The 24,936-nt window shown below is 69.2% G+C and carries 24 protein-coding genes; 12 read left to right on the top strand and 12 right to left on the bottom strand.

What is annotated here, in order from left to right; genetic code table 11:
* A complete protein-coding gene (locus ACFXN1_RS08715) occupies positions 1 to 294 on the bottom strand; it encodes a DUF2537 domain-containing protein (protein WP_379382921.1) in 294 nt (97 codons plus the stop codon).
* Positions 291 to 1,094, bottom strand: coding sequence for a TrmH family RNA methyltransferase (locus ACFXN1_RS08710; RefSeq protein WP_379397859.1), 804 nt, complete (start codon positions 1,092 to 1,094; stop codon positions 291 to 293). Before ACFXN1_RS08710 ends, ACFXN1_RS08715 begins: the two co-directional genes overlap by 4 nt.
* Before the next feature lie 90 nt (positions 1,095 to 1,184).
* Here ACFXN1_RS08710 and ACFXN1_RS08705 point away from each other — a divergent pair, with 90 nt between their 5' ends.
* On the top strand, positions 1,185 to 1,547 hold the full coding sequence (locus tag ACFXN1_RS08705; RefSeq protein ID WP_379397857.1) for an FKBP-type peptidyl-prolyl cis-trans isomerase: 363 nt from the start codon (positions 1,185 to 1,187) through the stop codon (positions 1,545 to 1,547).
* A gap of 76 nt (positions 1,548 to 1,623) precedes the next feature.
* Here ACFXN1_RS08705 and ACFXN1_RS08700 read toward each other — a convergent pair whose 3' ends face one another.
* From ACFXN1_RS08700 to ACFXN1_RS08670, 7 genes are all read right to left on the bottom strand, one after another.
* Positions 1,624 to 2,310: an RDD family protein gene (locus ACFXN1_RS08700; protein WP_379435828.1), complete on the bottom strand. Its 687-nt coding sequence runs from the start codon at positions 2,308 to 2,310 to the stop codon at positions 1,624 to 1,626.
* A gap of 56 nt (positions 2,311 to 2,366) precedes the next feature.
* Positions 2,367 to 2,648 carry a hypothetical protein gene (locus tag ACFXN1_RS08695; RefSeq protein WP_379383426.1) on the bottom strand — a complete coding sequence of 94 codons (282 nt, stop codon included), beginning with the start codon at positions 2,646 to 2,648 and terminating at the stop codon, positions 2,367 to 2,369.
* A gap of 146 nt (positions 2,649 to 2,794) precedes the next feature.
* Positions 2,795 to 3,955, bottom strand: a complete 1,161-nt coding sequence (locus ACFXN1_RS08690; RefSeq protein ID WP_379463531.1) for a YhgE/Pip domain-containing protein — start codon at positions 3,953 to 3,955, stop codon at positions 2,795 to 2,797.
* 70 nt (positions 3,956 to 4,025) lie between these two features.
* A complete protein-coding gene (locus ACFXN1_RS08685) occupies positions 4,026 to 5,429 on the bottom strand; it encodes a sensor histidine kinase (protein ID WP_379435831.1) in 1,404 nt (467 codons plus the stop codon).
* On the bottom strand, positions 5,426 to 6,127 hold the full coding sequence (locus ACFXN1_RS08680; RefSeq protein ID WP_354830812.1) for a response regulator transcription factor: 702 nt from the start codon (positions 6,125 to 6,127) through the stop codon (positions 5,426 to 5,428). Before ACFXN1_RS08680 ends, ACFXN1_RS08685 begins: the two co-directional genes overlap by 4 nt.
* 172 nt (positions 6,128 to 6,299) lie before the next feature.
* Positions 6,300 to 6,686, bottom strand: a complete 387-nt coding sequence (locus ACFXN1_RS08675; protein WP_379435833.1) for a hemophore-related protein — start codon at positions 6,684 to 6,686, stop codon at positions 6,300 to 6,302.
* Positions 6,687 to 6,812: 126 nt separating this feature from the next.
* Positions 6,813 to 8,960, bottom strand: a complete 2,148-nt coding sequence (locus tag ACFXN1_RS08670; RefSeq protein ID WP_379435834.1) for an AMP-binding protein — start codon at positions 8,958 to 8,960, stop codon at positions 6,813 to 6,815.
* Between the two features lie 339 nt (positions 8,961 to 9,299).
* Between ACFXN1_RS08670 and ACFXN1_RS08665 the strand changes: the two genes are divergently transcribed.
* From ACFXN1_RS08665 to ACFXN1_RS08640, 6 genes are all read left to right on the top strand, one after another.
* The gene (locus tag ACFXN1_RS08665) at positions 9,300 to 13,328 is read left to right on the top strand and encodes an ATP-binding protein (RefSeq protein WP_379435836.1); all 4,029 of its coding nucleotides are present in this window, start codon (positions 9,300 to 9,302) and stop codon (positions 13,326 to 13,328) included.
* A complete protein-coding gene (locus tag ACFXN1_RS08660; RefSeq protein ID WP_029930951.1) occupies positions 13,325 to 13,738 on the top strand; it encodes a roadblock/LC7 domain-containing protein in 414 nt (137 codons plus the stop codon). Before ACFXN1_RS08665 ends, ACFXN1_RS08660 begins: the two co-directional genes overlap by 4 nt.
* Before the next feature lie 7 nt (positions 13,739 to 13,745).
* Positions 13,746 to 14,120, top strand: a complete 375-nt coding sequence (locus ACFXN1_RS08655; protein WP_033085504.1) for a DUF742 domain-containing protein — start codon at positions 13,746 to 13,748, stop codon at positions 14,118 to 14,120.
* Entirely contained in the window at positions 14,101 to 14,703 is a 603-nt protein-coding gene (locus tag ACFXN1_RS08650) for an ATP/GTP-binding protein (protein ID WP_174391578.1), read from the top strand. The genes ACFXN1_RS08655 and ACFXN1_RS08650 overlap by 20 nt, the downstream gene beginning before the upstream one ends.
* Positions 14,704 to 14,848: 145 nt before the next feature.
* Positions 14,849 to 16,399 (top strand): carboxyl transferase domain-containing protein, encoded by a 1,551-nt coding sequence (locus ACFXN1_RS08645; protein WP_379435837.1) that lies wholly within the window; start codon positions 14,849 to 14,851, stop codon positions 16,397 to 16,399.
* Positions 16,400 to 16,518: 119 nt separating this feature from the next.
* On the top strand, positions 16,519 to 17,376 hold the full coding sequence (locus tag ACFXN1_RS08640) for an aldo/keto reductase (protein ID WP_379435839.1): 858 nt from the start codon (positions 16,519 to 16,521) through the stop codon (positions 17,374 to 17,376).
* 2 nt (positions 17,377 to 17,378) lie between these two features.
* Here the strand turns inward: ACFXN1_RS08640 and ACFXN1_RS08635 are convergent, their stop codons facing one another.
* A complete protein-coding gene (locus ACFXN1_RS08635) occupies positions 17,379 to 18,509 on the bottom strand; it encodes an NAD(P)-binding domain-containing protein (protein WP_379435840.1) in 1,131 nt (376 codons plus the stop codon).
* Between the two features lie 82 nt (positions 18,510 to 18,591).
* On the opposite strand from ACFXN1_RS08635, the gene ACFXN1_RS08630 reads away from it, so the two are divergent.
* The 4 genes from ACFXN1_RS08630 (at position 18,592) to ACFXN1_RS08615 (ending at position 23,284) form a co-directional block, all read left to right on the top strand.
* Positions 18,592 to 19,317: an enoyl-CoA hydratase gene (locus tag ACFXN1_RS08630; protein ID WP_379397837.1), complete on the top strand. Its 726-nt coding sequence runs from the start codon at positions 18,592 to 18,594 to the stop codon at positions 19,315 to 19,317.
* A 41-nt stretch (positions 19,318 to 19,358) separates the two neighbouring features.
* Positions 19,359 to 20,480: an MBL fold metallo-hydrolase gene (locus tag ACFXN1_RS08625; protein ID WP_379435842.1), complete on the top strand. Its 1,122-nt coding sequence runs from the start codon at positions 19,359 to 19,361 to the stop codon at positions 20,478 to 20,480.
* Positions 20,481 to 20,515: 35 nt separating this feature from the next.
* Positions 20,516 to 20,836 (top strand): antitoxin, encoded by a 321-nt coding sequence (locus ACFXN1_RS08620; protein ID WP_379435866.1) that lies wholly within the window; start codon positions 20,516 to 20,518, stop codon positions 20,834 to 20,836.
* Positions 20,837 to 21,007: 171 nt separating this feature from the next.
* Positions 21,008 to 23,284 (top strand): ATP-dependent DNA ligase, encoded by a 2,277-nt coding sequence (locus ACFXN1_RS08615; protein ID WP_379435843.1) that lies wholly within the window; start codon positions 21,008 to 21,010, stop codon positions 23,282 to 23,284.
* Positions 23,285 to 23,293: 9 nt separating this feature from the next.
* Here the strand turns inward: ACFXN1_RS08615 and ACFXN1_RS08610 are convergent, their stop codons facing one another.
* Both ACFXN1_RS08610 and ACFXN1_RS08605 read right to left on the bottom strand, forming a co-directional pair.
* Positions 23,294 to 23,938, bottom strand: a complete 645-nt coding sequence (locus tag ACFXN1_RS08610; protein WP_379397831.1) for a cysteine hydrolase family protein — start codon at positions 23,936 to 23,938, stop codon at positions 23,294 to 23,296.
* 122 nt (positions 23,939 to 24,060) lie between these two features.
* Positions 24,061 to 24,717, bottom strand: a complete 657-nt coding sequence (locus ACFXN1_RS08605) for a hypothetical protein (protein WP_379435845.1) — start codon at positions 24,715 to 24,717, stop codon at positions 24,061 to 24,063.
* 15 nt (positions 24,718 to 24,732) lie between these two features.
* On the opposite strand from ACFXN1_RS08605, the gene ACFXN1_RS08600 reads away from it, so the two are divergent.
* Positions 24,733 to 24,927, top strand: coding sequence for a TetR-like C-terminal domain-containing protein (locus ACFXN1_RS08600; protein WP_379435846.1), 195 nt, complete (start codon positions 24,733 to 24,735; stop codon positions 24,925 to 24,927).
* Positions 24,928 to 24,936: the final 9 nt, after the last annotated feature.

The raw sequence follows: 24,936 nt of genomic DNA, 5'->3' as shown, positions 1-24,936 counted from the left end.
TCAGAACAGCAGCAGGCCCAGCCAGGCCAGCAGGACGCCCGCGCCCAGGCCCGCGATCACCCAGCGGGTCACCGGGGCGTAGCGCCAGCGCCAGGCGGTCGGCGCGGCCCCGCCCACCGCGATCAGGTTGACCGCCACCGACAGCACCGGATGGATCTGGGCCAGCGCCGCGCCGAAGGCGTACACGCCGACAGCGGTCAGCGCGGCCACCATGACGACCACGGCGATGCCGCTGGCCCACGGGGTGGGTTCGGAATAGCCGTATCCATACGGTCCGTCGGGCGGATGGCTCACTGGGCACGCACTCTCTCGTAGAAGGCCATGGCGGCTGCGGTCGCCACATTAAGCGAATCGGTGCCCGCCGTCATGGGGATGCGGGCACGAATGTCGCAGGCCCGCATGGTCTCCTCGGTGAGGCCGGGGCCCTCCGCGCCGAGCAGCAGGGCCACCTTCTCGCCGGTCATGGCGGTGGCGAGGGTGTCGGCCTTCGGGTTCGGGGTCAGGGCGATGATCTGGAAGCCGTTGTCGCGCAGCACGTCCAGCCCCGCCGGGAAGGGTGGCAGCTGGGCGAAGGGGACCCGCAGCACGTGGCCCATGGAGACCCGCACGGCGCGCCGGTACAGCGGATCCGAGCAGCGGTCGCCGAACAGCACGGCGTCCGCACCCAATCCGGCGGCATTGCGGAAGATCGACCCGATGTTCTCGTGGTCGTTCACGCCCTCGAGCACCGCCACCGTGCGCGCGTCCGCGAGCAGCTCGCCGGCGGTGAGTTCACGCGGCCGATAGGCGCCCGCGAGAACACCGCGATTCAAATGGAATCCGACGACCTGCGCCATCACCTCGGCGCTGGTCCGGTAATACGGAATTTCCACTCCGGTCAGCTCCTCGGCGAGCTGTTCGTATCTCTTCGCGACACCGAACAATGCGAAGGGCGTGAATCGCGAGGCCAGCATGCGCTGCACGACCACCACACCCTCGGCGATCACCAATCCCTTGCCGCCGGGCAGGTCGGGGCGTCGATCGGCATTGTTGAGGTCGCGAAATTCGGCGACCCGCGGATCGTCCGGGTCGTCGATATCGATCACTTCGGCCACCGGGACATTTTCGCCTCCGCTGCGGGCGGGCGAATGCGCGGGGCATAAGGTGATCGAGACCCGATTCCGATCTATCGAAGAGGACAGCCCATGAGCAGCAAGCCGGAAATCGAGTTCCAGGATGGTCCCGCCCCCGCCGAACTCGTGATCAAGGATCTCGTTGTGGGTGACGGCGCCGAAGCCAAGCCCGGCGACACCGTCGATGTCCACTACGTGGGCGTCGAGTACGACTCCGGCGCGCAGTTCGACGCCTCCTGGGACCGTGGTGAGTCCATCGTCTTCCCGCTGCGCGGCCTGATCCAGGGCTGGCAGGACGGCATCCCGGGCATGAAGGTGGGCGGCCGTCGCCAGCTGACCATCCCGCCGAAGCTGGCCTACGGCGAGGCGGGTGGCCACCATCTGGCCGGCAAGACCCTCGTCTTCATCATCGACCTCCTGGACGTCGTGAACTGACGACTCCGGTCGACGAAAAACCCGTGCCCGCCGTGCTTTTCAGCGCGGCGGGCACGGTTGTCTTCGCTGCTGGAACTCACACCTTCACGACGATGGTGCTGATGATCTTGTCGGCGAAGGTCTGCTTCTTGGCGTCCCAGAGCGGCCAGAGCCAGCCGAGGTAGCAGGGGAGGGTGTCGACGATGTGGCAGATCTGCCGGACGAAGGCCATGCCGAAGCCCAGGGGCTGCCCGTCGGCCTCGCGGATCAGCTTGATGCCCAGCAGCCTCTTACCGGGGGTCTGGCCGCTGGTGCCCTCCATATAGATGAGGTACAGGCCGCCGATGATCGCGATGGCCGCGCCGATGAGCACCAGCACGATCCCGCCCGCGGACAGCCCGCCCGAACAGGACGTGCTGTAGGAGGAGTCGGTCGAGTCGGTGGTGCAGTTCATGTCCTTGGACCCGACCGCGAAGCCGATGCCGTAGAAGATGGCCGCGGGCACGCCGATGATCAGCCGGTCGATGAGGTACGCCCCGACCCGCGCGCCCCAACTGGCATAGGGCGCTTGGGGATACGCGGCATAGCCGGGTCCCGGCGGATAGCCCCCGGGCTGACCCGGATAGCCGCCCATCGGCTGCCCGTACCCGGGCTGTGGCTGTCCTCCGTACCCGGGTGGTGGCTGCTGCCCGTAGCCAGGCGGTGGCTGCTGGCCGAACCCGGGCTGCTGCCCGAATCCGGGCTGTTGCGGCTGCTGCGAGTAGGGATCGTTGCCGTAGGTCATCGGTTCCTCCCCAGAGGGAATGCGGGGGCTGGGCCCCCGCATTGTCTCCCGAATCCCTAGCCGACGATGGCGTTCATGATTGTTCCGGCGCTCGTGGCGGTCGCGCCGCCGATCATGGCGTTGGCGACCATCTTGGGGGAGGCCGAGCCGCCGCCCCACTTCTCCCAGGCGAAGCGCCCGCCGCCGTAGGTGATGGCCGCGACGCCCGACATCTGGGTGAACCAGGTGAAGTAGCGGAACATCTTCATCATCTTGTCGGCCATGGGCGGGGTTTCCGCGGTGGGGTTGCCCATCTGGGCGAGAACCGTGCCGTACATGTCATGCGCGGCCATCAGCATGCTCACGATCGTTCCTCTCCGGTACCGGGGCGGTAGGTGGAGCCAGGGTCGGTAGAGCGGTGGAGCTTCCGAAACGGGTCGATTAGAGCAATCCGGGCAGAGTCTATCCGGGCGAATCGCCGAATGTTGCTGATTGTTTGCGAACGTTATTTCCGAACGATGTCGACCGGGTCGGTGAGGGCGGCCGCGATGGCCGTTTGCTGCGGCACCCCGAGCTGCGGGAGCGCGCCCATCGCCTGATCGGCCTGATTGCCCAATGTTTTGGTCACGGCCTGCAATTGGGTGACGCCACCGGTCAGCGCCTGCATGGCCGCCACCAGCTGGGTGCCCGCCTGATCGGCGATGGCCGGAATGCTCTGTGCCAGCGACGCGCCCTGATTCAGTTGTGTGCTCGCGTCGTTCAGTCTGCCGGCCGCGTCGCGTAGTAGTTGCCCGACCTTGGTATCCGGAGTGACTTGCGTGCCGGTCAGATTGGCGAAGCCGCTGAGCTGGGTGTTGGCCTGATTCGCCACGTTCTGCAGACCCTGCAGCTGGGCGATGACATTCGCCAGCTGCGGATCATTGGCGAACGGCAGCGCCTGCAGCAGCGGCACCACGAAGTCGAGACCGTTGGACAGCGTGCTCGCCGCCTGGGAGACCTGCCCCATGGTGACGCCGGTCGAATCCAGCGCCGCGGCAAGCTGATTCGCCTGCGTGGTGGCGGCGCTCAGGGTGGAGTTCAGTGCGTCGATGCCGGAGGTCAACTGTCCCGCACCGGATTTCGCCTGATTCAGGAAGTCCATCATCTGGTCGGCGCCCCCGGAGAACTGCTGCGCCCCGTCGGCGGCCGCCTGCACGCCCGCGCTGAGCAGCTGCGAGGTGCCAGCGATCTGCGACACCTGCAGGCGCGCGGTGTTCATGGTCGCGAACAGGGTGTCCAGCCCGGCGGCGCTGATCTTCTTGGTCACCTCGGTCACCGCGTCGTTGACCAGGTTCGGGTCGGCGCGATCGTGGGTGGTGACGGTGACCTGCGCCCGCTGCGGCTTGTCGGTGAGCAGGGAGGTGATGTCGGTGCTGAGGTCGGTGGGTAGCGTGATCACCGCGGCGTAGTCCTTGGTGCTCGCCTCGTCGACCACGTCCCAGTGCCGGGCTCCGCTGCCCTGCAGCTCCTTTGCGATGCGCGCGCCCAGTGGCCCGGTATCGCCGTTGATGAGCGCGACCGCGGTGGGCGCGGAGCGCAGCCGGAGGACGCTGATCGTGCCCGCGGTGACCGCGGCGGCGAGCAGCAGGACGATCAGGACCCAGCGGGCGCGTTTTCCGAACACCATTCAGACCGTAGAGGGGCGGCGTGTCCCGAGCTCTGATGGTTGTCTGAGAGTTCGGTAAAGACCGGTACGTTCACCCGCGGCCGGGCGATGGCCCCGGCGGCGGCGCATCGCGGTCCGGAAGTTCCAGTACCAGGCGCACCCCGCCCAGCGTGCCGTCGTCGAAATAGGCTCGGCCACCGTGCAATTGGGCCTGCTGCGCGACCAGCGCCAGCCCCAGCCCGGACCCGCCCTTGGCGGCTTGGCTACCCCGGAAGAACCGTTCGAACACCGCCTCGCGCTCCTCGGGCGGCAGTCCGCGCCCGTTGTCGTCGATGGAGATGACGATGCGCCCGTTCGCCGCCCGGTGCGCCGACACCAGCGCCTCGGTGGCCCCGCCGTGCCGCGCCGAATTGGTGAGCGCGTTGTCCACGGCCAGCCGCAGACCGGTGGGCAGGCCGCGGGTGACGAGTTCGGCGTCGGTGTCGATACGCACCTTCAGCTGCGAGAAGTGCCGCATGGCGTCGTGCGCGGCGGCGTCGCAGAGCTCGGCCACATCGGTGACCACGTGGTCGCGTTCATTGGTGAGGTCACCGGCGGCCAGCCGTTCCAGCGCCGCGAGGGTGGTCTCCACCCGGTTCTGGCCGCGCTGCAGGTCGCCGAGGATCTCCCGGCGCTGGTCCTCGCTGAGGTCGAGGGTGCGCAGCACCTCCAGATCGGTGCGCATGGCGGTGAGCGGGGTGCGCAGTTCGTGCGCGGACACCGCGGCGAAGTCGCGCGCGGTCTCCAGCGCCGCCGCGATCTCGGCCTGCGCCCGATCCAGCCGCTCCAGCATGGTGTTGACGGCCTCGCCCAGCTTGTCGGCCTCCTTGACCCCCGAACCGTCCACGGGCAGCTGCGCATTCGGGCCGCCGGTGGGCCCGCGCTGATCGACCGCCTCGGTGAGCCGGACGATGGGCCGCACCGCGCGGCCGCCGAACAGCCAGCCCAGCCCGGCCGAAGCCGCCACCGCGGCCAGCGCCGCGAAGAACACGAACCGCCGCTGCTCCGCGGTGGCGTGCTCGGTCTCCGTGGTCGGAATGCCGAGGGAGACAACGCGTCCCGCGGGCTGGTTCTCGGTGGTGGTGAGCACCCGGTAGGAATTGCCGTCCACCGTGACGGTGTGATTACCCACCGACAGGGCGGGCAGCTGCACGGAGGTGCTGGTCATGGAGCCGTCGGCATTGCGCACGGTGAGCGCCAGCTGGTTGGTGGGCCCGAGCACGTCGAGGACGGTCACCGCGAGTTGCGGCTCGATGAGCACGATCCGCGAGGACAGCGCCAGCTGCTGATCGGCCTGACTGAGATTGTTGCGCTCGATGGCGGTGACGGTCACCCAGCTGAGCACCGCCACGATGATGGTGGCGCCCAGCGCCGCGGCCGCCGCGACCCGGAAGCGCAGCGAATAGGAGTGGCGGCGCCGGCGCGGTGGCTCGGAATCGGGTGCGGGCCGGTTCATTTGGGTGCGCGCAAGACGAACCCCACCCCGCGGATGGTGTGCAGCAGGCGCGGGGTGCCGTCGACCTCGAGTTTGCGGCGCAGGTAGCCGACGAAGACGTCCACCACATTGGTGTCGGCCGCGAAGTCGTAGCCCCACACCAGTTCCAGCAGCCGCTCCCGGCTCAGCACCACGCCGGCGCTGCGCGCCAGCGTGGACAGCAGCTCGAATTCCCTTTTGGTGAGCTCGATCTCGGTGCCGTGCAGCAGCGCCCGGTAGCCGGCGACGTCGACTTCCAAGGGGCCCACGGTGATCGCGCCCGGGATGGCGGAGGCGGGTACGTCGCTGCGCCGCCGCAGCAGCGCCTTGATGCGGGCGACCAGTTCGGCGAGCACGAACGGCTTCACCAGATAGTCGTCGGCCCCGGATTCCAGCCCGGCGATCCGGTCGTCGACCGAACTGCGCGCCGACAGTACGCAGATCGGCACCTCGTTGCCCATGGCGCGCAGCGCGGTGACCACGCCCGCGCCGTCCAGGACCGGCATGTTCATATCGAGCACGACTGCATCGGGCGCGGATTCGTTGACACTGCGCAGCGCCGCCGCGCCGTCCCGGGCGATGACCACTCGGAACCCCGACAGCCGGAGCCCGCGCTCGACCGATGCGAGCACATCCTCGTCGTCGTCGACGACCAGGACAGTGGGTACCGCTGTGTCCAATTTGCCCTCCGCTTCGCTCCGGGCGGGTTCGCGGCCCTGGGGTCTCGTTCTTCCCTCCCTGCGCTCCTCCGCTTCGCTCCCCCGCTCCGCTCAGTCCAGAACGAGACGGGCCGCGAACCTTGTGTGGTGTGCCACCCGGGCGGCACACCACATCAGTATCGTCCGACGAAGGTCAGTAGTTGTGGCAGGAGTCGGCGACCTGCTGGATCGCCGCGGCGATTCCACCGGCCCGCGGGTCGGCCGCGGCCTGGTTGGCGGCGTCCGGGTTGTCCTTCAGGTACTGGTCGAGTTCGGCCTGACGCTGCTCGGGCGACAGTGCGAACTTGGCCTGCAACTCGGACTTGTAGCCCGGGTTCTGGTCCAGGAACGAGGCCAGGGCCGGAGCCTTGTCGTGCAGGGCCGCGTCCACCTGGGTGAAGGTGCAGGTCGAGTTCAGTAGCGGCGCAACCAGATCCGCGGGGGAGGCCGAGGCGGTGGCGGGCGCGAGGGCGAGGGCCACGGCGGCGACCGCGCCGGCTCCGAAGAGCGCACCGACGCGGCGATTACGGACGAAGCTCATGCATCGACCTTTCTTGTTCGACAAGCAGAGCGAAAGGATGGCGCGCGAATCCCGCGATTCGCGCCCGCCCGACGCTAAACCATCCGCATGGGAGGCCGATGAGCGAAGTATGAAAACTCTCTGAGGCTAGCCCGAGACGGCCGAATCCCCGGCCTGAGCGGCCGGATTCACCCCGGACGCGCCCGTATCGAGGGTGGCCGGATCGACCCGGTGGATCGGGGAGGTTGCGACCGCGGCATCGGCGGCGGCGATGCGCTCCTTGTCCTCCATGAGGGTGACCGCGTCGCGAATCTGCTTCTCCAGGGTGGGCAGCATGGCGGCGTCGTCGATGGTGGGCGGCACCTCGAAGGTTTCACCCGCCGCGATCTGACGCATGGTGCGGCGCAGGATCTTTCCGGAGCGGGTCTTGGGCAGCGCGGTCACCGCGACCACGTCGTAGAGGGTGGCGATGGCGCCGACCCGCTCGCGCACCCGCTCGATGACCTCGGCGCGCAGCCGCTCGGACTCGATGTCGATGCCGGTCTTGAGCACCACGTACCCGATCGGCCGCTGCCCCTTCAGCTCGTCCGGGATACCGACCACCGCGGTCTCGGCCACGGCCGGATGCCCGGAGATGGCCGCCTCGATGCCGCCCGCCGAGAGCCGGTGCCCGGCCATATTGATGACGTCGTCACTGCGGCCCAGGACGTACAGGTAACCGTCCTCGTCGAAGAAGCCGGAGTCCCCGGTCAGATAGTGGCCGGGATAGGCGGAGAGATAGGAGCGCTCGTAGCGGGCGTCGTCGCGCCACAGCGTGGTCAGCGTGCCGGGTGGCAGCGGCAGCCCGATGACGATGTTTCCTTCTGTATTGGGTGGGACCGCATTGCCTTCGGAATCCAGCACCCGCAGCCGGTACCCGGGCACCGGCACCGAGGCCGAACCGGGCTTGATCGGGAGCTGCTGCAGCCCGAGCGGATTGGCGCAGATGGGCCAGCCGGTCTCGGTCTGCCACCAGTGGTCCACGACGGGGCAGTCGGGCCGCTCCGCGAGCAGGGTCTCCACCGCCCACTCGTAGGTGGCGGGGTCCAGCCGCTCGCCGGCGCAGAACAGCGCCCGCAGCCGGGTCAGATCGTGCCGATGCGCGTGTGCGGCGTCCGGATCGGCGCGGCGAATGGCCCGCAGCGCCGTCGGTGCGGTGAACATCACGTCCACCTTGTACTCGTCCACCAGTCGCCAGAAGGTCCCGGCGTCCGGGGTCCCGATCGGCTTGCCCTCGTAGAGGATGGTGGTCGCCCCGACCAGCAGCGGCGCGTACACGATGTAGGAGTGCCCGACCACCCAGCCGATATCGGAGGTGGTGAGCATGGTCTGCCCGGGGCCGACCTCGTAGATATTGCGCATGGACCAGGCCAGTGCGACCGCGTGCCCGCCGTTGTCGCGCACCACGCCCTTGGGCTTCCCGGTGGTCCCGGAGGTGTAGAGGATATAGAGGGGATCGGTCGCGGCCACCGAGACCGGATCGGCCGGTTCCGCGCCGATCTGCGCCTCGTCCCAGTCCAGCCAGCGGGCGGCGACGGTGTCGGAGGAGGCGGGCAGATGTTCGGTGGCGGCCTGCTCGGCGGGAAAACGAATGGTGGGGAAGCCGTCCCGCTGCTTGACCAGCACCGTGCGGGGCGCGGTGGTCTCCGCGAGGTCGAGGGCGGCCAGCACGATCGGCGGGTATTCGATGCGGCGGCCGGGTTCCAGCCCGCCGGAGGCAGTGATAATCAGCACAGGTTCGGCGTCGTCGATGCGGGCCGCGAGTTCGTGGGCGGCGAATCCGCCGAAGACCACCGAGTGCACCGCGCCGATGCGGGCGCAGGCGAGCATGGCCACCACGGCTTCCGGAATCATCGGCATATAGATGACGACGCGATCACCGGTCTTGACGCCCAGTCGGAGCATGGATCCGGCAAATCGGGCGACTTCGTCCAGCAGCTCCCGATATGTGTAGATCCTTCTGGACCCGGTCATAGCGGAGTCGTATATTAGGGCGGGTTGTTCAGCGCGACCCCCCTCCTGACCGCCGGTCGGGCCCTCCGGGGATGTGATATCGCGCACATGCCGGTCCAGGGTGTTGTAGGAGGTGTTCAGGCGAGCATCGGGAAACCAGCGCGCCGTCGGACGGGCCGCGGTATCGAGAATCTGGGTGGGAGGCACATCCCAGCTGATGGCTTCGGCCGCGTCGCACCAGAACTCCGAGGGATCGACCAGGCTCAGCTGATAAGCCGATCGGTACTCCTGCTTCGCGTTCAACCCGGTGACTCCCTAGCTCCGCCATGTGTCCTCGAGATGCGCTGAGATGCCCGCCTCGATAGATCCAGCTGATTGTGGCAGACTTCACGCGACGTCCGGGCGGACGCCGCGACCTTTGATTTTGCCTGCAAATGGCAGGTCAGAGACCGGTGGTTGCCAAGAGGTCACACAAGAAGTTATTGATCCGTTAGAATCGCATGTCACATATTTCGGCCGTCTTGGACGCAATTTCTCGGCCAGCCGCAGTTCTCGGCCAGCTGTGCCAGTCGAGCCCAGCGTGCGATCGCGGAGGCTCGCTGATGGCGCGTGGCTGGGGCCAGTTTGGAAAGTGAGTGGGAGATGCGTGACGCCGCTAGGTCCGGCAGCAATAAGCGCTGGGCGCTGAGCAACTGGGACCTGCGATGGAAGGTCACGGCGGTGCTCGCCGTGCCGCTGTTGGTTGCTGTTGTGCTGGGAGCGTCCAGGATCTCGGCGGAGTTCGCCGACTCCAGCCGGCTCTCGACGGCGACCGATCATGTCGGGGTCATCCCGGCGATCACCGGTCTCAGTGCTGATGCGGCGCAGGTCGCCAGTGGTCAGATGGTCATGCTGGGTCCGACCCAGTCGCTGACCTCGGATCCGGAGCTTGCGCAGTTGGATACGGCCATCGCGTTCGCCGAGAAGGCCGCCGCGCGGTTGAGCGATATGCCCAGCGCCCGCTCGGCGCTGGACGAGATGATCGTGGGCGCCAAGGCGATCCGGTCCCAGGGCCTGGCGCCGTCGAAGTCGATCCCGGACACCGTCACCGCGGTCGAACGGATCCGCGGCGACAGCGTGCGCACGGTGGAGAACATCGTGTCCAGCGTCGCCGACAAGAACGTGGACCAGTCCAAGCTGCGCCTGGTCGACTCGCTGAACAGCCGTTGGATGCTGTTCAACGAGGTCGCCGGTATGGCCGAGGCGCTACGTAACAACCCCAAGGATGGCCTCAAGGACATCCAGATCGGCGTCAATACCGAGCGGCAGATGCTGGCCGTGCTCGCGCACCGCTTCCCGGACGGTGACGCCACCATCGCGGAGCTCGATCGGCAGGCCGACACCCGCGTGCAGCTGGTCAACGGCCCGCAGGCGCTGGCCGGGCAGCTGCCCGTCGCCGAGCTGAAGGATTCGCTGGTCGCCAGCATCAACGGCTACCAGTCCATCGCGACCGCCTCCACCAGGGACATCGTGTCCCGGGTGGACGATCTGGCCGCGGCGGCCCGCTCGGGCGCCATCCGCTACTCGATCATCGTCATCGCCACCATCCTCGGCGCCCTCGCGCTGGCCGTGCTGATCGCGCGCGCGATGATCGTCCCGCTGCGCCGTCTGCGCCTGGCCGCCCTGCGCGTCGCCGAATACGACCTCGGCCAGGAAGTTTCCTCGCTGCGTGACGGCGCGGATCCCGAAGACGTTCCGCTGGAACCGATGCCGGTGCACACCGACGAGGAGATCGGCCAGCTGGCCCGCGCCGTCGACGACATCCACGGTCAGGCACTCCGCCTGGCCGCCGACCAGGCCGCCATGCGTACCCAGGTCAACGACATGTTCGAGACCCTGGCCCGCCGCTCCAAGTCCCTTGTCGATCACCAGCTCTCGCTCATCGAGGCGATGGAGTACGACGAGAAGGACCCGCGCCTGCTCGAAAACCTCTTCCGCCTCGACCACCTCGCCGCCCGTATGCGGCGAAACGGCGACAACCTGCTGATTCTGGCCGGTACCAAGCAGCGCCGGACCAAGTCCGCGCCCGTCGAGATCGCCGACGTGCTGCGCGCCGCCATCTCCGAGGTGGAGGACTACGAACGCGTCAAGCTGGGCGCCACCCCGCGGGGTGCGCTCGTCGAGCCCGCCGCCTCCGACCTCGCGCACCTGTTCGCCGAGCTCCTGGACAACGCGCTGCGCGCCTCGCCCCCGGAGACGGACGTCAAGTTCACCTTCGCGCAGGCACACGATCAGGGGCTGCTGATCGAGGTCGCCGACCGCGGTATCGGTATGCCCCCGGCCGAAATGGCCGAGATCAACCGGCGGCTGGAGGCCGTGGCCGAGGTCGGTCCGGACACCGCCCGCCACATGGGTCTGTTCGTGGTCGGCCGCCTGGCCGAGCGCCACGGCCTGACCGTGCGGCTGCGCCCGACCTTCGACATCGCCCGGGACCCGGGCGTGACGGTCACCGTGCACGTGCCCAAGCCGCTGATCGTCTCGGCGGGCGGGCCGATCTCGGTACCGCCGCAGCAGGGTCAGACGCCGCCGTCGGCTCCGGCTCCCACGCCGGCCGCGCCGCAGGGTGCGGGCAACCAGGCCGGTGCGCCGTCCTCCATGCAGATGCGCGCGGTCACCCGCACGGCGACCGGCAATGTGATGGTCACCGTGGATCCGGGTGTGAGCGGGCCGATTCCGGCTCCGGCGGGACAGACGCCGGGCGCTGCCCCGGCCCCCGCCGCGGCCAGCGCCTCGACCGGACTGCCCACGCGGCAGCCGGGCGCCCAGGTGCCGGGCGGTCTGCCGACCCGGCAGCCCGGTGTGAACGGGCCCACCGTCAAGCACACCCTGGCGGCTCCGGGCGGGTCGAAGCCCGCCGGCCTACCCCAGCGTGATCCGGGTGCGCACGGTCCGTCCGCGCCCTCGGCCCAGCCGGGCGCCAATCAAGCGCTGGGAGGTGGAGCGACGCAGCGCGGCCAGAGCCCCGAGGGCCCGTCGCAGCCGCGGGGCGGTCTCGCCGCCAACATGCTCAAGCGTCAAGGTGCCCCGGGCGGCCTGCCGCCGCGACCGGGCGAGCCGGGGGGCGCGCCCAGCGGTCCGGGCCAGGGCGGTTTGCTGCAGCCGGGTCAGTCCGGTGCGATGCCGCAGCGCAATCCCTCCGTCGGCCTGCCGCAGCGCGATGCCGCGCCGGGTGGAGCTGCGTCGGGACCGGGTGGTCTGCCGCAGCGTCAGCCGGGCACCAACGGTGCGCCGGGCCGCGAGGCCGGCCTCGGCCAGCCGCAGCGCCCCGCGCCCGGCGGCCTGCCCCAGCGCGACCCGGGTAGCAATGGTGCGCCGCAGCAAGCGCGCGGAGCGGATTCGGGTCCGACCCGTCGTGAGCCCGCCGCTGGTGGTCTCCCGCAGCGTGACTCGGCCGCCGGTGGTCTGCCGCCGCGTGATCCTTCGGCCGGTGGTCTGCCGCCGCGTGATTCCGCTGCCGGTGGTCTGCCGCGTCGGGAGCCGGGCGCCAATGGCGCTCCGCCGCAGCGTGGTCCGGGTGCTCCGGGCCAGGGGCTGCCGCAGCGGGGCGCCGCGCCGCAGCGGGACGGGGGCAATGGCCTCGCCGCCGCTCCGGATTCGGACGTGCCGGGTCTGCCCAAGCGTGATGGCCTCGCGCCGCGCGACGGCGGCCTGCCGCAGCGTGATCCGGCCGCGGGTGGTCTGCCGCAGCGTGGTGCTGCGGCCGGTGGCCTGCCCCAGCGCGACGCGGGCAAGGGTCTTCCCCAGCGCGACGCGGGCAACGGTCTGCCGCAGCGTGGTGCCGCCGGTGCGGATCCGTTGTCGGGTGGACTGACTCAGCGTGATCCGCTGGGTGGGTCTCTGCCGCAGCGTGATTCTGCCGCCGGTGGTCTGCCGCAGCGCGGTGGCAACGGCCTGCCGCAGCGGGATGCTGGCAGTGGTCTGCCGCAGCGTGACGCCGGTAGCGGTCTGCCGCAGCGGGAGTCGGCCGGCGGTCTGCCGCAGCGTGGTGCCCCGGGCGCTGATCCGCTGTCGGGTGGTCTGACTCAGCGTGATCCGCTGAGCGGTCCACTGCCGCAGCGTGATCCGGGCGCGGGTCTGCCGCAGCGGGGCGCGACCGGTCTGCCGCAGCGTGATCCGGGTGCGGTGCTGCCGCAGCGCCCGAGCCCGATTCCGGGTGTGGGCCTGCCGCAGAACGGCTCCGACGCTGTCAAGGAGCCAGGACGGCACAGCTTCCGCTCGAATCCGCAGAAGGCGGCGTCGTTCTTCCAGACCCGTTTGCAGCCAGCCGATTCCGGTGGCGATGCGATCATGGGCGGTACGCCGATTTTCGCCGAGATGATGTCGGCGTGGCTATCGGATCCGAATGCCGACCGGTCCCAGGTGGCGTCGTCCTTCGAATCACCGGGTGACGAGGGCTGGCAGGCGGCTCGCCGCGTCAATGAGTCCGCGGCGGACAAGCGGACCGCCGCGGGTCTGCCGCAGCGCGATCCCGGTAACCGACTTGTGCCCGGTGGTGTCACCGGAAACGCTGACAAGGCGGCCCATCGGGACCCAGAATCCATCAGGTCAAGTCTGAGTCGTCACCAGCAGGGCGTCCGGGATGGCCGCGCGATGAAAGCTATGAACCTAACCGGAGATAAAGGAGACCGATGAACCCCGATCTAGGTGGTACGAAGCGTCAGCTGGATTGGCTGGTTTCGAATTTCGCCAATGAGGTTCCCGGCGTTGCGCACGCGGTCCTGGTATCGGCTGACGGCCTGCTGATGGCCGCGAGTGCGCAGCTGCCCGTGGACCGTGCCGAACAGCTGTCAGCGGTGACCGCGGGGCTCGCGAGCCTCTCGGTGGGTGTGTCGAACTTGTTCGAGGGCGGCACCGTGTTGCAGTCGGTGGTCGAGATGGAACACGGCTACCTGCTGCTCATGGCGGTCGGTGACGGCTCGTACCTGGCGGTGCTGACGAATACGTCCTGCGACATCGGCCAGGTGGGATACGAGATGGCCTTGTTGGTCGAGCGAGTGGGCCAGACGGTTCAGGCCACACCTCGCGTCACGATGGGTTCCTGATGGCGGGATGGACATAGATAACGAACGCGTTGGGAGCGCCGAGCCGAGCCTGGTTCGCCCTTATTCACTGACGGCCGGTCGCACCCGGCCGAAGGTGGAGCTCGCCCTGGAGGCGCTCGTCGCATCGCATCCGGTCGCCCTCGAGCGGCAGTTCGAACTCACCAATATCGAGACGTCAATCGTGGAGTTGTGCAGAGAATCGCCGTCGGTTGCCGAGGTAGCCGCGCGTCTGGGCATCCCGCTCGGGGTCGCGCGGGTGCTGGTCGCCGACCTCATCGATGCCGGCCATGTGCGGGTATCGGCGACATTGAAAGACGATTCCAGCGACGATGAACGTCGCGAGCTGATCGAAAGGGTTCTCAGTGGACTCCGGCGTATTTGATTCGACGACACAGGTCGACACGCGCACCAGCAAGCCCACGTCGGCCAAGATCGTCGTGGCCGGTGGTTTCGGTGTCGGCAAGACCACCCTGGTCGGTGCCGTGTCGGAGATCGTTCCGCTGCGCACCGAGGCTTTGGTGACCAATGCCAGTGTCGGCGTGGACTCCCTGACCGGGGTCCCGTCGAAGGCCACCACCACGGTGGCCATGGACTTCGGCCGCATCAGCCTGGCCGATGACCTGGTGCTGTACCTGTTCGGCACGCCCGGCCAGTACCGCTTCTGGTTCATGTGGGACGACCTGATCAAGGGCGCCATCGGCGCGGTGGTGCTGGTCGACACCCGCCGGCTGGAGGACAGTTTCGCCGCCGTCGACTACTTCGAGGCGCGGAACCTACCCTTCCTGGTGGCCATCAACGAATTCGATGATGCGCCACGGTATCCGGTCGAGGACATTCGCCAGGCCCTGGCGGTGCCCGCGGACGTGCCGATCCTCTCGATCGACGCCCGTCGCCGGGAGCCGGTGAAGCAGGCTCTGGTCGCGGTCACCGAGTACGCACTGCGCAAGGTTGTGCAGGGGTACTGAGTTGAATTGCGGCGGCTCCGCCGCCGCGGTTCGCGGCCCTGTTACCTCGGCCTTCCCTCCTCCGCTCCGCTCCCCCGCTCCGTCAGTCCAGGCCGAGGCGGGCCGCGAACTGAGGATGTGCCATCTGTAGCTACTCTCATGCCTCATGAAGATCTCGGCGCGGGAGCTGCTCGGCGCATTGCTCGATCCCGGTTCCTTCGTGAGCTGGGATCGGCCACCCGTTGCGGTGGCGGCATCGGCCGGGTATCGCGGGGATTTGCTGGCTGCTGCGGCAACGGCGGGCACCGATGAGGCGGTGCTCACCGGGGAGGGGTTGCTGCGCGGGCGGCGGGTCGCCGTGCTCGCGTGTGAGTTCGGGTTTCTCGCGGGGTCCATCGGGGTGGCCGCGGCCGAGCGCATCGTGTCGGCGGTGGAGCGTGCCACCGAGCTGGGACTGCCGCTGCTCGCCTCGCCGACCTCCGGCGGCACCCGAATGCAGGAGGGCACAGTCGCTTTCGTGCAGATGGTGACGGTCGCCGGGGCCCTGGCCGCACACAAGGCGGCGGGGCATCCATATCTGGTGTATCTGCGCGACCCGACCATGGGCGGGGTGTTCGCCTCGTGGGGATCGTTGGGGCACATGACATTTGCCGAGCCGGGCGCACTGGTCGGTTTTCTCGGGCCGCGAGTTTACAAGGCGCTGTACGGGAAACAGTTCCCCGAGGGCGTGCAGACGGCCGAAAACCTTTACCACAATGGCGTTATCGACGGAGTCGTCCCGGTGCCGGTCTTCCGCCGGATCGCACATCGCGCCCTGAACGTCCTGTGCGACGGACCGCTGCCGCTGCCCGAAAAGGACTGCGGCCCACACCGTTCCGAGGAGGGCGTCGGTTCCTTCCCGGCGGGTGCGGAGCAGCGGCGCGGCCCGGCGCTGCTCGATACCGGCGACGTCGACGGCTGGCAGTCGGTGCTCATCTCGCGGCGGGCCGATCGGCCGGGAATCCGGGAGTTGCTGCGCCACACCACCGATCGAGTTCCGTTGTCCGGCACCGGACAGGGCGAGCTGGATCGCACCGTCGTGCACGCGCTCGCCCGTTTCCGCGGGCAGCCCTGCATCGTCTTCGGTCACGATCGCGCGGGGCAGTCACCCGAGAACACCATGGGCCCGGCGGCGTTGCGCGAGGCCCGGCGCAGCATGCACCTGGCCGCCGAACTCCACGTCCCCCTGGTCCTCGTCATCGATACCGCGGGCGCCGCGCTGTCCCGGGAGGCGGAGGAGCGCGGCCTGGCGCCCGAAATCGCCCGCTGCATAGCCGATCTCGTCACCCTCGACACTCCGACGGTGTCGGTGCTGCTCGGTCAGGGGACCGGCGGTGGCGCGCTGGCCCTGCTGCCGGCGGACCGGGTACTGGCGGCCGCGAACGGCTGGCTGGCTCCGCTCCCGCCCGAGGGTGCGAGCGAGATCGTCTACCGCAACACCCGGCACGCCCCGGAACTGGCCGCTGCCCAGAGGATCCGCGCCCAGGATCTGCGGGCCGACGGAATCGTGGACCGCGTCGTGCCCGAGTATCCCGATGCCGCGGACGAGCCGGTGGATTTCGCGCTGCGCATGGTGGCGGCCATTGCCGACGAACTGGCCGGTCTCACCGGTAGGTCCGCCGCGGATCTGCTGGCCGCACGGCAGCTGCGATACCGTCGCCTGGGTCTCGGGTCGTAGTTCTCCTCATATCCCACCACGGCGACGCTGAGAAGTTGCCGCCGTGCGAATCAGATTCGGCTTCTTCCTTATAGTGTGTTCGGTTGACGGGGTGGAACAGCGCTTCTACCTTCGGAACGGTGACTTATCGGTTCGAGGCCAGCGACGTCCCAGCGATAGTGCTCAATGATGGCCAGGTCATGCCGAAGCTAGGGTTCGGTGTGTACAACGTCGTCGGCGACGAGGCGGTCGTCACCATTACGACGGCCCTCGAGCTCGGCTACCGGAGCATCGACACCGCCGCCTTCTACGGCAATGAGGAGGAGGTCGGCCGCGCGGTCCGCGAATCGGGCCTACCGCGGGACGAGGTGTTCGTCACCACCAAGCTGTGGAACGCCGACCACGGCTACGACGCCGCGATGCGCGCCTTCGACGCCAGCGTCAAGCGACTGGGCCTGGACACCATCGATCTGTTCCTGATCCACTGGCCGTTGCCCGCGGCCGATCTGTACGTCGACACCTTCCGCGCGCTGCAGACGCTCAAGCGGCAGGGCCGGGTGGTCTCGATCGGCGTCTCCAACTTCACCAGGGCGCACCTGGAACGGGTGATGGTTGAGACCGGTGAGGTGCCGGCCATCAATCAGGTTGAGCTGCACCCGTATTACGCGCAGTCGGAGCTGCGTGCCTTCCATGCCGCGCACGGCATAGTGACCGAGGCGTGGAGCCCGCTGGGGCGCGGGGCCGAGTTCAACGACTCGGTCATCATCGCGCTGGCGGACAAGCTCGGCCGGACGCCCGCGCAGATCATCCTGCGCTGGCACATGCAGCTGGGGAACGTGGCCATTCCGAAGTCCACGATGCCGTCCCGGATGGCGGAGAACCTGGCGGTCTTCGATTTCGAGCTGTCTGGCCGGGAGATGACGCAGATCGTCGGCATCGACAAGGGCGCGCGGCAGGGTGCGGATCCGAACATTTTCGATATGGACGCCCCCGCCTGAGCTCACGGCTCGTGCTGGGTGGGAATGCCCAGGTACGAGGTCAATTCGACGGCGGCGGCCCGGCCCGCGCGATTCGCGCCGATGGTGCTGGCGGACGGGCCGTAGCCGATCAGGTGGATGCGCGGATCGGCCTCGACCCGGGTGGCGAGCCGACCGCCCATGGCGATGCCGCCGCCGGGACCGCGCAGCCGCAGCGGGGCCAGATGGTCGAGGGCGCTGCGGAATCCGGTGGCCCACAGGACCACCTCGGCATGCTGGAAAGTGCCGTCGGCCCAGCGGATTCCGTCGGCCTCGAGGTGGTCGAACATGGGCCGCCGGTCCAGCACGCCGCGGTCGCGCATGGCCCGCACCCACGCGTCCTCGGGCAGGCCGGTGACCGAGACCACCGAGCCGGGCGGGAGTCCGCGCCGCACACGGTCCTCCACCATGGCCACCGCCGCCCGCCCGTCCTCGGGCGCGAATTGCCCCGAGCGGAACACGGGTTCGCGCCGGGTCACCCACGTGGTGCCGGTGACCTGCGAGATCTCGTCCAGCAGTTGGACGGCGGTGATCCCGCCGCCCACCACGACCACGTGCTTGCCCGCGAATTCCGTTGCGGTGCGGTAATCGTGGGCGTGCAGCTGACGCCCCGCGAAGGTGTCCGCGCCCCGGTAGTAGGGAATGAACGGCTTGTCCCAGGTGCCCGTCGCATTCACCAGCCCGCGCACCCGCAGCGTCGCGTCCGGTGTCAGCTCCGCGTGCAGCAGCCCGTCGACCTCCTGATCCGGGCAGGTGGCCGGGGTGGCCCGGTCGCACACCAGGCTGACCGATACCGGCCGGTGCACCCGCAGATCGAAGCGCTTCTCGTAGAGCTCGAAGTAGTGCGGCACGGCCGTGGCCGCCTGTGCGTTCTCCGAGCCCTCGGGCAGCGTCTCCGCGAACGGCATGCCCGGAAGATCGTGCACCCGATTGACGTTGCTCAATGTCAGTGACGGCCACCGGAACTGCCACGCCCCGCCGGGCGCGGGAGCGTGGTCGACAATGAGAAAGTCCTGCTCCGGCCGCAAACCGAGCCGTCGCAGGTGATATCCGACCGACAAACCGGCCTGCCCGGCGCCGATTACGAGGATGTCGACATCGGGTGCTGCAGTCACCGGCCCGACGGTACGCGCACCTAGAGTGAAGGCCGATCATGGGTCGAAAGTGCAGGTGAGTTGGACAGTGGGGAAGGGAAAGATGCTCGGAGTCAGCCGCGATGGCGAGGTAGTGACCATCGAACTGCAGCGTCCGGATCGACGGAACGCCCTGAACGAGGAGCTGATCGGGCTGCTGCGCGCGGCGCTCGAGGAGGCCGCGACCTCGGCCCGCGTGATCGTGCTGACCGGCCAGGGGCCGATCTTCAGCGCGGGCGCGGATCTGGACGGCGTGTATTCGGACGAGTTCCTGACCGGGCTGCTCGGCATGCTGCGCACCATCGAGACGATCCCGGTGCCGGTGATCGCGGCCATCAACGGCGGGGCGCTGGGCGCGGGCGTGCAACTAGCCCTGGCGTCGGACCTACGGGTCATGACGCCGGACTCCTTCATCGCCGTGCCGGCGGCGAAACTCGGTATCTCCGTGGACCGTTGGACCGTGCGCCGGTTGTCCAACCTGATCGGGCCCGGTCCGGCGCGCACCATCCTGATGGGCGCCGAGCGGGTGCAGGCCGCGGACGCGTACCACTTCGGCTTCGCCAACCGGATCGGCACGCTGGCCGACGCGCAGGCCTGGGCCGAGCAGATCGCCGAACTCGCGCCGCTGTCGCTGCGGCATCTGAAACTGGTCTTCAACGACGACGACACCCGCGGCCCCGACTCCCTGGAGCAGACCGCGGCTCTGGACGCGGCGTGGCAGAGTGCCGACGCGCAGGAGGCGCGCACGGCACGTCAGGAGAAGCGGCCCGCGAAGTTCGAGGGCAAATGAACGGGCAGCGCGCGACCGCGAAGGCGCGGAAACTGGTGGGTATGTCTGCGGGTGCATTCGGTCTTTCCTGGTTGGTGCGGGCGGCGTGGGGGATTCCCTCCGCCATGGGCGCCTCCATGTCCGCCATCGCGCCGACGGCGCGCGGGGCGACCACCTATCGCAATCGGCAGTTCCACAACACCGAACCGAGCAGCCAGATCACCGGTTCCCCGCTGGAACTGCTGTACCAGCTGGCCACCCAGCGCGACCGGGGCCGCCCGGCCGGGACGATCCCGCTGGTGACGCCCGCGCTGCCGGAGCAGGCGGGGGACCTGGCCGTCACCTGGTACGGGCACGCCACCTGCCTGATCGAGGTGGACGGCTACCGGGTGCTGGCCGATCCGGTGTGGAGCGAGCGGGTCTCGCCGTCGCCGCTGGTGGGTCCGGCCCGGCTGCATCCGGTGCCGTCGCCGCTGTCGGAGCTGCCGGCGCTGGACGCGGTGCTCATCTCCCACGACCACTACGACCATCTGGATCGCGACACCGTGATCGAGCTGGCGGACAGTCAGGACTGCGTGTTCATCGTGCCGATCGGCATCGGCGCGCATCTGCGGCACTGGGCGGTGCCCGAGCACCGCATTGTCGAATTGGACTGGGCAGCTTCGGTTTCGCTGTCGGAGCTGCAGCGGGATCATCGTGACGGCACCGATCTGGTGATCACCTGCGCGGAGGCGCGGCACTTCTCCGGCCGCGGGCTGGTGCGCAACACCACGCTGTGGGCGTCCTGGTCGATCGCCGGTCCCACCCGCCGGGTCTACTTCGGCGGCGACACCGGCTACACCAAGGCCTTCGCGGAGGCGGGTGCGCGGCTGGGCCCGTTCGACCTGACCCTGCTGCCCATCGGCGCCTACGACCGGCACTGGCCGGATGTGCACATGAACCCCGAGGAGGCGGTGCGCGCCCACGCCGATCTGTGTGTCGGCGATGCGGGCTACGGGCTGCTGGTGCCGATCCACTGGGCCACCTTCAATCTGGCCTTCCACGGCTGGTCGGAGCCGGTCCGCCGGTTGGCCGAGGCGGCGGAGGCGGCGGGGACACGCATCGCCGTGCCGAAGCCGGGCGAGCGGATCGACCCGATTGGCCTCCCACCACGGGATTCGTGGTGGGAGGATGTTCGCCAATAACGGACCGAGATTGAAGGAGCAGCGCTGTGAGTCTCATGGACACGCTCAAGGGCTTGGTCGGCAAGGGCAAAGAGGTGGCGGCCCAGAACGCCGAGAAGATCGAGCAGGCGGTCGATAAGGCCGGACATGTGATCGACGAGAAGACCGGGGGGAAGTTCTCCGCCCAGATCGACAAGGGCGCGGAGGCGGTCAAGTCGGCCATCAAGCCCGAGGCGGTCGCCGAGGCGCCGGCTGCGGCCCCTGCGGAGGCTCCCGCAGCCGAACCGGCCGCGGAGCCGGCACCCGCCGCGGCGGCGGCCGAACCGGCCCCGGAACCCGCTGCGGAGGCCGCGGAAGGCGAACAGCCCAAGGCGTAATCGTCGCGGCGTCTCGCAGTGGTCGCACCGGTCGTTCCACGGGCTGTTCGGGAGTGGCGGGATCCCCGTCGCTGACCTGAACGGCCCGTTGGCATTTCACGGATGGCGCGAGTTCCTCCGGGTCGCTTCGGGTTGCCGGTTTTTGCCGGGACCCGGACCTAAACTGCTGTCATGGGGTCCCGCAGGGATTTCGGGGGTATCGAGGTTGGGCTGACCAACCTCGACAAGGTGCTGTACCCGGCCACCGGCACCACCAAGGGGGCGGTCATCGACTATTTCACGGCCATCGCCCCGGCCCTGCTGCCGCATATCGCGCAGCGGCCGGTGACCCGCAAGCGGTGGCCGAACGGGGTGGACGAGCAGTCGTTCTTCGAGAAGAACCTCGCCGAGCACGCGCCGAAGTGGTTGGCGCGGAGGACGGTTCGGCATTCCGATCGGCCGGTCACGTACCCGCTCGTCGACAATCTCGCGGGCATGGCCTGGCTCGGGCAGCAGGCGGCGCTGGAACTGCATGTGCCGCAATGGCGTTTCGACGGGGCCGAGGTCGGGGACATCACCCGCCTGGTGTTCGACCTGGATCCCGGGCCGGGGGCCGGGCTGGCGCAGTGCGCCGAGGTGGCGCTCATCCTGCGGGACGTGGTGCGCGAGGTGGGGCTGGAGGCCTACCCGGTCACCAGCGGCTCCAAGGGAATTCACGTCTACGTGCCGCTGGACCGCAGACTCGGGCCGAACGGGGCGTCGGCGGTGGCCAAGCAGGTCGCCACCAACCTGCAGCAGCTGCGGCCGGAGCTGGTGACGGCCACCATGGCGAAATCGGCGCGTGGGGGCAAGGTGTTCCTGGACTGGAGCCAGAACAATCCGGCCAAGACCACCATCGCGCCGTATTCGCTGCGCGGGCGCACCGAGCCGTGGGTGGCCGCGCCCCGGGCCTGGACGGAGATCGAGAAACCGAAACGGCTGCGGCACTTGCGCTTCGACGAGGTACTGCGGCGCTGGCGGGAGCAGGGGGATCTGCTCGAAGGATTGGACGAGCCACTGCCGGAACCGGTTCCGGACCGGCTCGACACCTACCGCTCCATGCGTGACCCGCAGCGCACACCCGAACCGGTCCCGCCGGGCCCGCCGGACGCCGGTCCGGGGAATCGGTTCGTGGTGCAGGAGCATCACGCCCGGCGGCTGCACTGGGATGTCCGGCTGGAACGCGAGGGCGTACTGGTGTCCTGGGCGGTGCCCAAGGGCCCGCCCACCGATACCGGCGAGAACCGCCTGGCCGTGCACACCGAGGACCATCCGATGGAGTACCTCACCTTTCACGGGACCATCCCCGAGGGCGAGTACGGCGGCGGCGAGATGACCATCTGGGATACCGGCACCTACGAGACCGAGAAGTGGCGTGACAACGAGGTCATCGTCTGGCTGCGCGGGCAGCGGCTGACGGGACGGTACGCACTGATACAGACCAACGGCAACCAGTGGCTCATGCACCTGATGAAGGATCAGACGCCGCCGGGGATGGAAGGCAATGGGGCGCAGCCGGTTCCGGCCACGCCACCGCGCACCCCCGCGCCCATGCCGCGGGGACTGAAACCCATGCTGGCCACGGCGGGTGATGTGGGGACCCTCGACGCCGAGCACTGGTCCTTCGAGACCAAGTGGGACGGATTCCGGCTGATCGCCGAGATCGAGGACGGCGCGGTCACGCTGCGCAGCCGAGCCGGGCATGTGGTCACCGGGAAGTATCCGGGCCTGGCGGTGCTGGGTTCGGAACTGGCCGGGCACAGCGCGGTGCTCGACGGCGAGGCGGTGGTCTTCGACGATCACGGCGGCGCGAATCTCGGCCTGCTGCGGGAGGATTCGACGCGGGCGGTCTTCCTGGCCTTCGACCTGCTGTATCTGGACGGCACCTCCCTGGTCCGCAAACGCTACGACGACCGGCGGCGGGTGCTGGAAGCCCTTGCCGGGCAGGCGCGTTCGCTGATCGTGCCGAAACAGCTGGGCGGGTCGGGCGCGGAAGCCCTGCGGTACAGCCAGGATCACGGCATGGAGGGCGTGGTCGCCAAGCGGCGGGACTCGGTGTATCTGCCCGGGCGGCGCGGGCAGTCGTGGATCAAGACCCGGAACTGGCGGACGCTGTCGGTGGTGATCGGCGGCTACCGGAGATCGGAGGTGCGGCAGTTCGCTTCGCTGCTGGTCGGTGTTCCGCACGAGGGGGAGCTGTACTACCTGGGCCGGGTCGGCACCGGGTTCAGCGAGCAGGAGATGAGCGGCCTCGCCGATCGGCTGCGCCGCCTGACCCGCAAGACCAGCCCGTTCGACAATGAACTCACCGCCGACGAGCGCAAGGACGCGGTGTGGGTGACGCCGAAACTCACCGGCACCGTGCGCTTCATGAACTGGACCGAGACCGGACGCCTCTGGCATCCGGCCTGGATTCCCAGCTCCGACTGACCGTTTCGGCTAGCTCGACTTCTCGAGCAGCGGCACGATGGTGTCGATATCGGTCACGATGGCGTGGCCCTGGAAGGCGAAATCGTCCCAGGCGCGCTGCTGTCCGGGCTCGTCCCGCCCGCCGACGCCGTCCCGGATCACGACCGGGATGAAACCCAGATCGGTGGAGTGGCACACGGTCGGCGCGATGCCGATCTCGAGCGCGACGCCGACAATGGCGTACGCGCCGATCCCGAGGTCCCGCAGGGTGGAGGCCAGCGGGGTGCCCTCGAACGCCGACATCGAGGTCTTGTCGAAGACGGTCTCGCCCGCCTGCGGCCGAAGTTCCGGCACCAGCTCGAATCCCGGGGTGTCCCGCTGCAGGATCGGCACCACGTCGTCCGCGGAGTCCACGCCCTGCCAGCTCATTGCCATGCGCAGCGCGAAGGTTCCCATGAGGCGCTTCGGCAGGAAGAAGTGCCGCAGGAAGATCACGGGGTAGCCGCCGCGCCGCGCGGCCTCGACGACCCGCGCGACCCGTTCGGTGATCGCCGGGCCGTCGTCGAGTTGCCCGAGCACCCCGGCCTGCATGTCGTACACGACGACCGCCATCTTCTCCGGCGAACACACGTCCTCGAGCGTCTCCGGAATCTCCAGCCCGTTGCCGCGCCGCATAAGCCCTCCGCAATCTCCCACTGCCCCACCCTCTTTCGCCACCCTACCCCGCCGGCGAACCATGATCAGGGACCTCGCGGTGCGGGGAATCGGGCGACATCCCCAGGTGGAAGCTCCCTGGCTCAGGCGGCGGAGCGGGCTGGGCGGGGCGTGGGCACCAGGCCGAAGTGGATGAGGCTCTCCGCGGTGTCGAGCAGGGAATCCGCTACGGGGCGCATGGTCCAGTTCAGGTCGTGCTCGGCCTTGGCGGCGGTCAGGTGCGCTGCGCGGCCGAGGAAGCGGACGGCGGTGCGGGCGTCGGGGTTGAACCGGGCGCTCAGGCGGACGAGCCAGTCGGGGAGCACGCGGGTCGCGACCCGGTAGCGCTGAGCGAGGATCTGCGCCATCTGCGGGAAGGGGACTTCCTCGCCCGCGCAGATGTAGCGATTGCCCGCGGCCTGCGGGGTTTCCATGGCGAGCCGATGCGCCACCGCGAGGTCGCGGACATCCACGGTCGCGAAGTTCAGCCGGGGGACGCCGGGCATGCCCCCGGCCAGCAGGGCCCGAATGCCGTCCACCGAGGTGCCGGCCTCGGCGCGCAGGATGGGGCCGATGATCATGCCCGGATTGATCACTGCCAGTTCGAGATTCGGGTGTTCGGCGGCGAAATCCCAGGCGGCGCGCCCGGCCAGGGTCTTGCTCTTCTGGTAGGCGTCGCACTGTGCGGTGTCGGACCAGTCCGCCTCGGTGAGCAGATGGCCTTCGTTGCCGACCTCGACCGCCGCGATGGAGGAGGTCACGACGACCCGCTCGCCATGGCCGAGGGGTATGTCGGCTTCGCCCGCGACCACGCCGCCTACTTCCGGATCATGTTCCGCCCCGAGCTGTCCCAGCCCGAGAAGCACCCCGACACCGAGGCCGCGGGCGACGCCGCCTACGCCATCCTCGAAGCCCTCACGACCCGCATCACCCACATCTTTGCCAACCTCATCGACCAGCGTTCGGCCTAGCGGCCGGCC

This window comes from Nocardia sp. NPDC059154 (assembly GCF_042755705.1).
Lineage (GTDB): Bacteria > Actinomycetota > Actinomycetes > Mycobacteriales > Mycobacteriaceae > Nocardia.
This window is presented reverse-complemented; position numbering and strand designations above follow the sequence as displayed.

Excerpts from the sequence above, each read along its gene's own strand:
- ACFXN1_RS08655 (WP_033085504.1), top strand. The coding sequence starts at position 13,746 with ATGGACATAGATAACGAACGCGTTGGGAGCGCCGAGCCGAGCCTGGTT.
- ACFXN1_RS08690 (WP_379463531.1), bottom strand. The coding sequence starts at position 3,955 with ATGGTGTTCGGAAAACGCGCCCGCTGGGTCCTGATCGTCCTGCTGCTC.
- ACFXN1_RS08615 (WP_379435843.1), top strand. The coding sequence starts at position 21,008 with ATGGGGTCCCGCAGGGATTTCGGGGGTATCGAGGTTGGGCTGACCAAC.
- ACFXN1_RS08645 (WP_379435837.1), top strand. The coding sequence starts at position 14,849 with ATGAAGATCTCGGCGCGGGAGCTGCTCGGCGCATTGCTCGATCCCGGT.
- ACFXN1_RS08630 (WP_379397837.1), top strand. The coding sequence starts at position 18,592 with ATGCTCGGAGTCAGCCGCGATGGCGAGGTAGTGACCATCGAACTGCAG.
- ACFXN1_RS08625 (WP_379435842.1), top strand. The coding sequence starts at position 19,359 with ATGTCTGCGGGTGCATTCGGTCTTTCCTGGTTGGTGCGGGCGGCGTGG.
- ACFXN1_RS08705 (WP_379397857.1), top strand. The coding sequence starts at position 1,185 with ATGAGCAGCAAGCCGGAAATCGAGTTCCAGGATGGTCCCGCCCCCGCC.
- ACFXN1_RS08660 (WP_029930951.1), top strand. The coding sequence starts at position 13,325 with ATGAACCCCGATCTAGGTGGTACGAAGCGTCAGCTGGATTGGCTGGTT.
- ACFXN1_RS08610 (WP_379397831.1), bottom strand. The coding sequence starts at position 23,938 with ATGCGGCGCGGCAACGGGCTGGAGATTCCGGAGACGCTCGAGGACGTG.
- ACFXN1_RS08685 (WP_379435831.1), bottom strand. The coding sequence starts at position 5,429 with ATGAACCGGCCCGCACCCGATTCCGAGCCACCGCGCCGGCGCCGCCAC.
- ACFXN1_RS08665 (WP_379435836.1), top strand. The coding sequence starts at position 9,300 with ATGCGTGACGCCGCTAGGTCCGGCAGCAATAAGCGCTGGGCGCTGAGC.
- ACFXN1_RS08695 (WP_379383426.1), bottom strand. The coding sequence starts at position 2,648 with ATGCTGATGGCCGCGCATGACATGTACGGCACGGTTCTCGCCCAGATG.
- ACFXN1_RS08620 (WP_379435866.1), top strand. The coding sequence starts at position 20,516 with ATGGACACGCTCAAGGGCTTGGTCGGCAAGGGCAAAGAGGTGGCGGCC.
- ACFXN1_RS08700 (WP_379435828.1), bottom strand. The coding sequence starts at position 2,310 with ATGACCTACGGCAACGATCCCTACTCGCAGCAGCCGCAACAGCCCGGA.
- ACFXN1_RS08675 (WP_379435833.1), bottom strand. The coding sequence starts at position 6,686 with ATGAGCTTCGTCCGTAATCGCCGCGTCGGTGCGCTCTTCGGAGCCGGC.
- ACFXN1_RS08600 (WP_379435846.1), top strand. The coding sequence starts at position 24,733 with ATGGCCGAGGGGTATGTCGGCTTCGCCCGCGACCACGCCGCCTACTTC.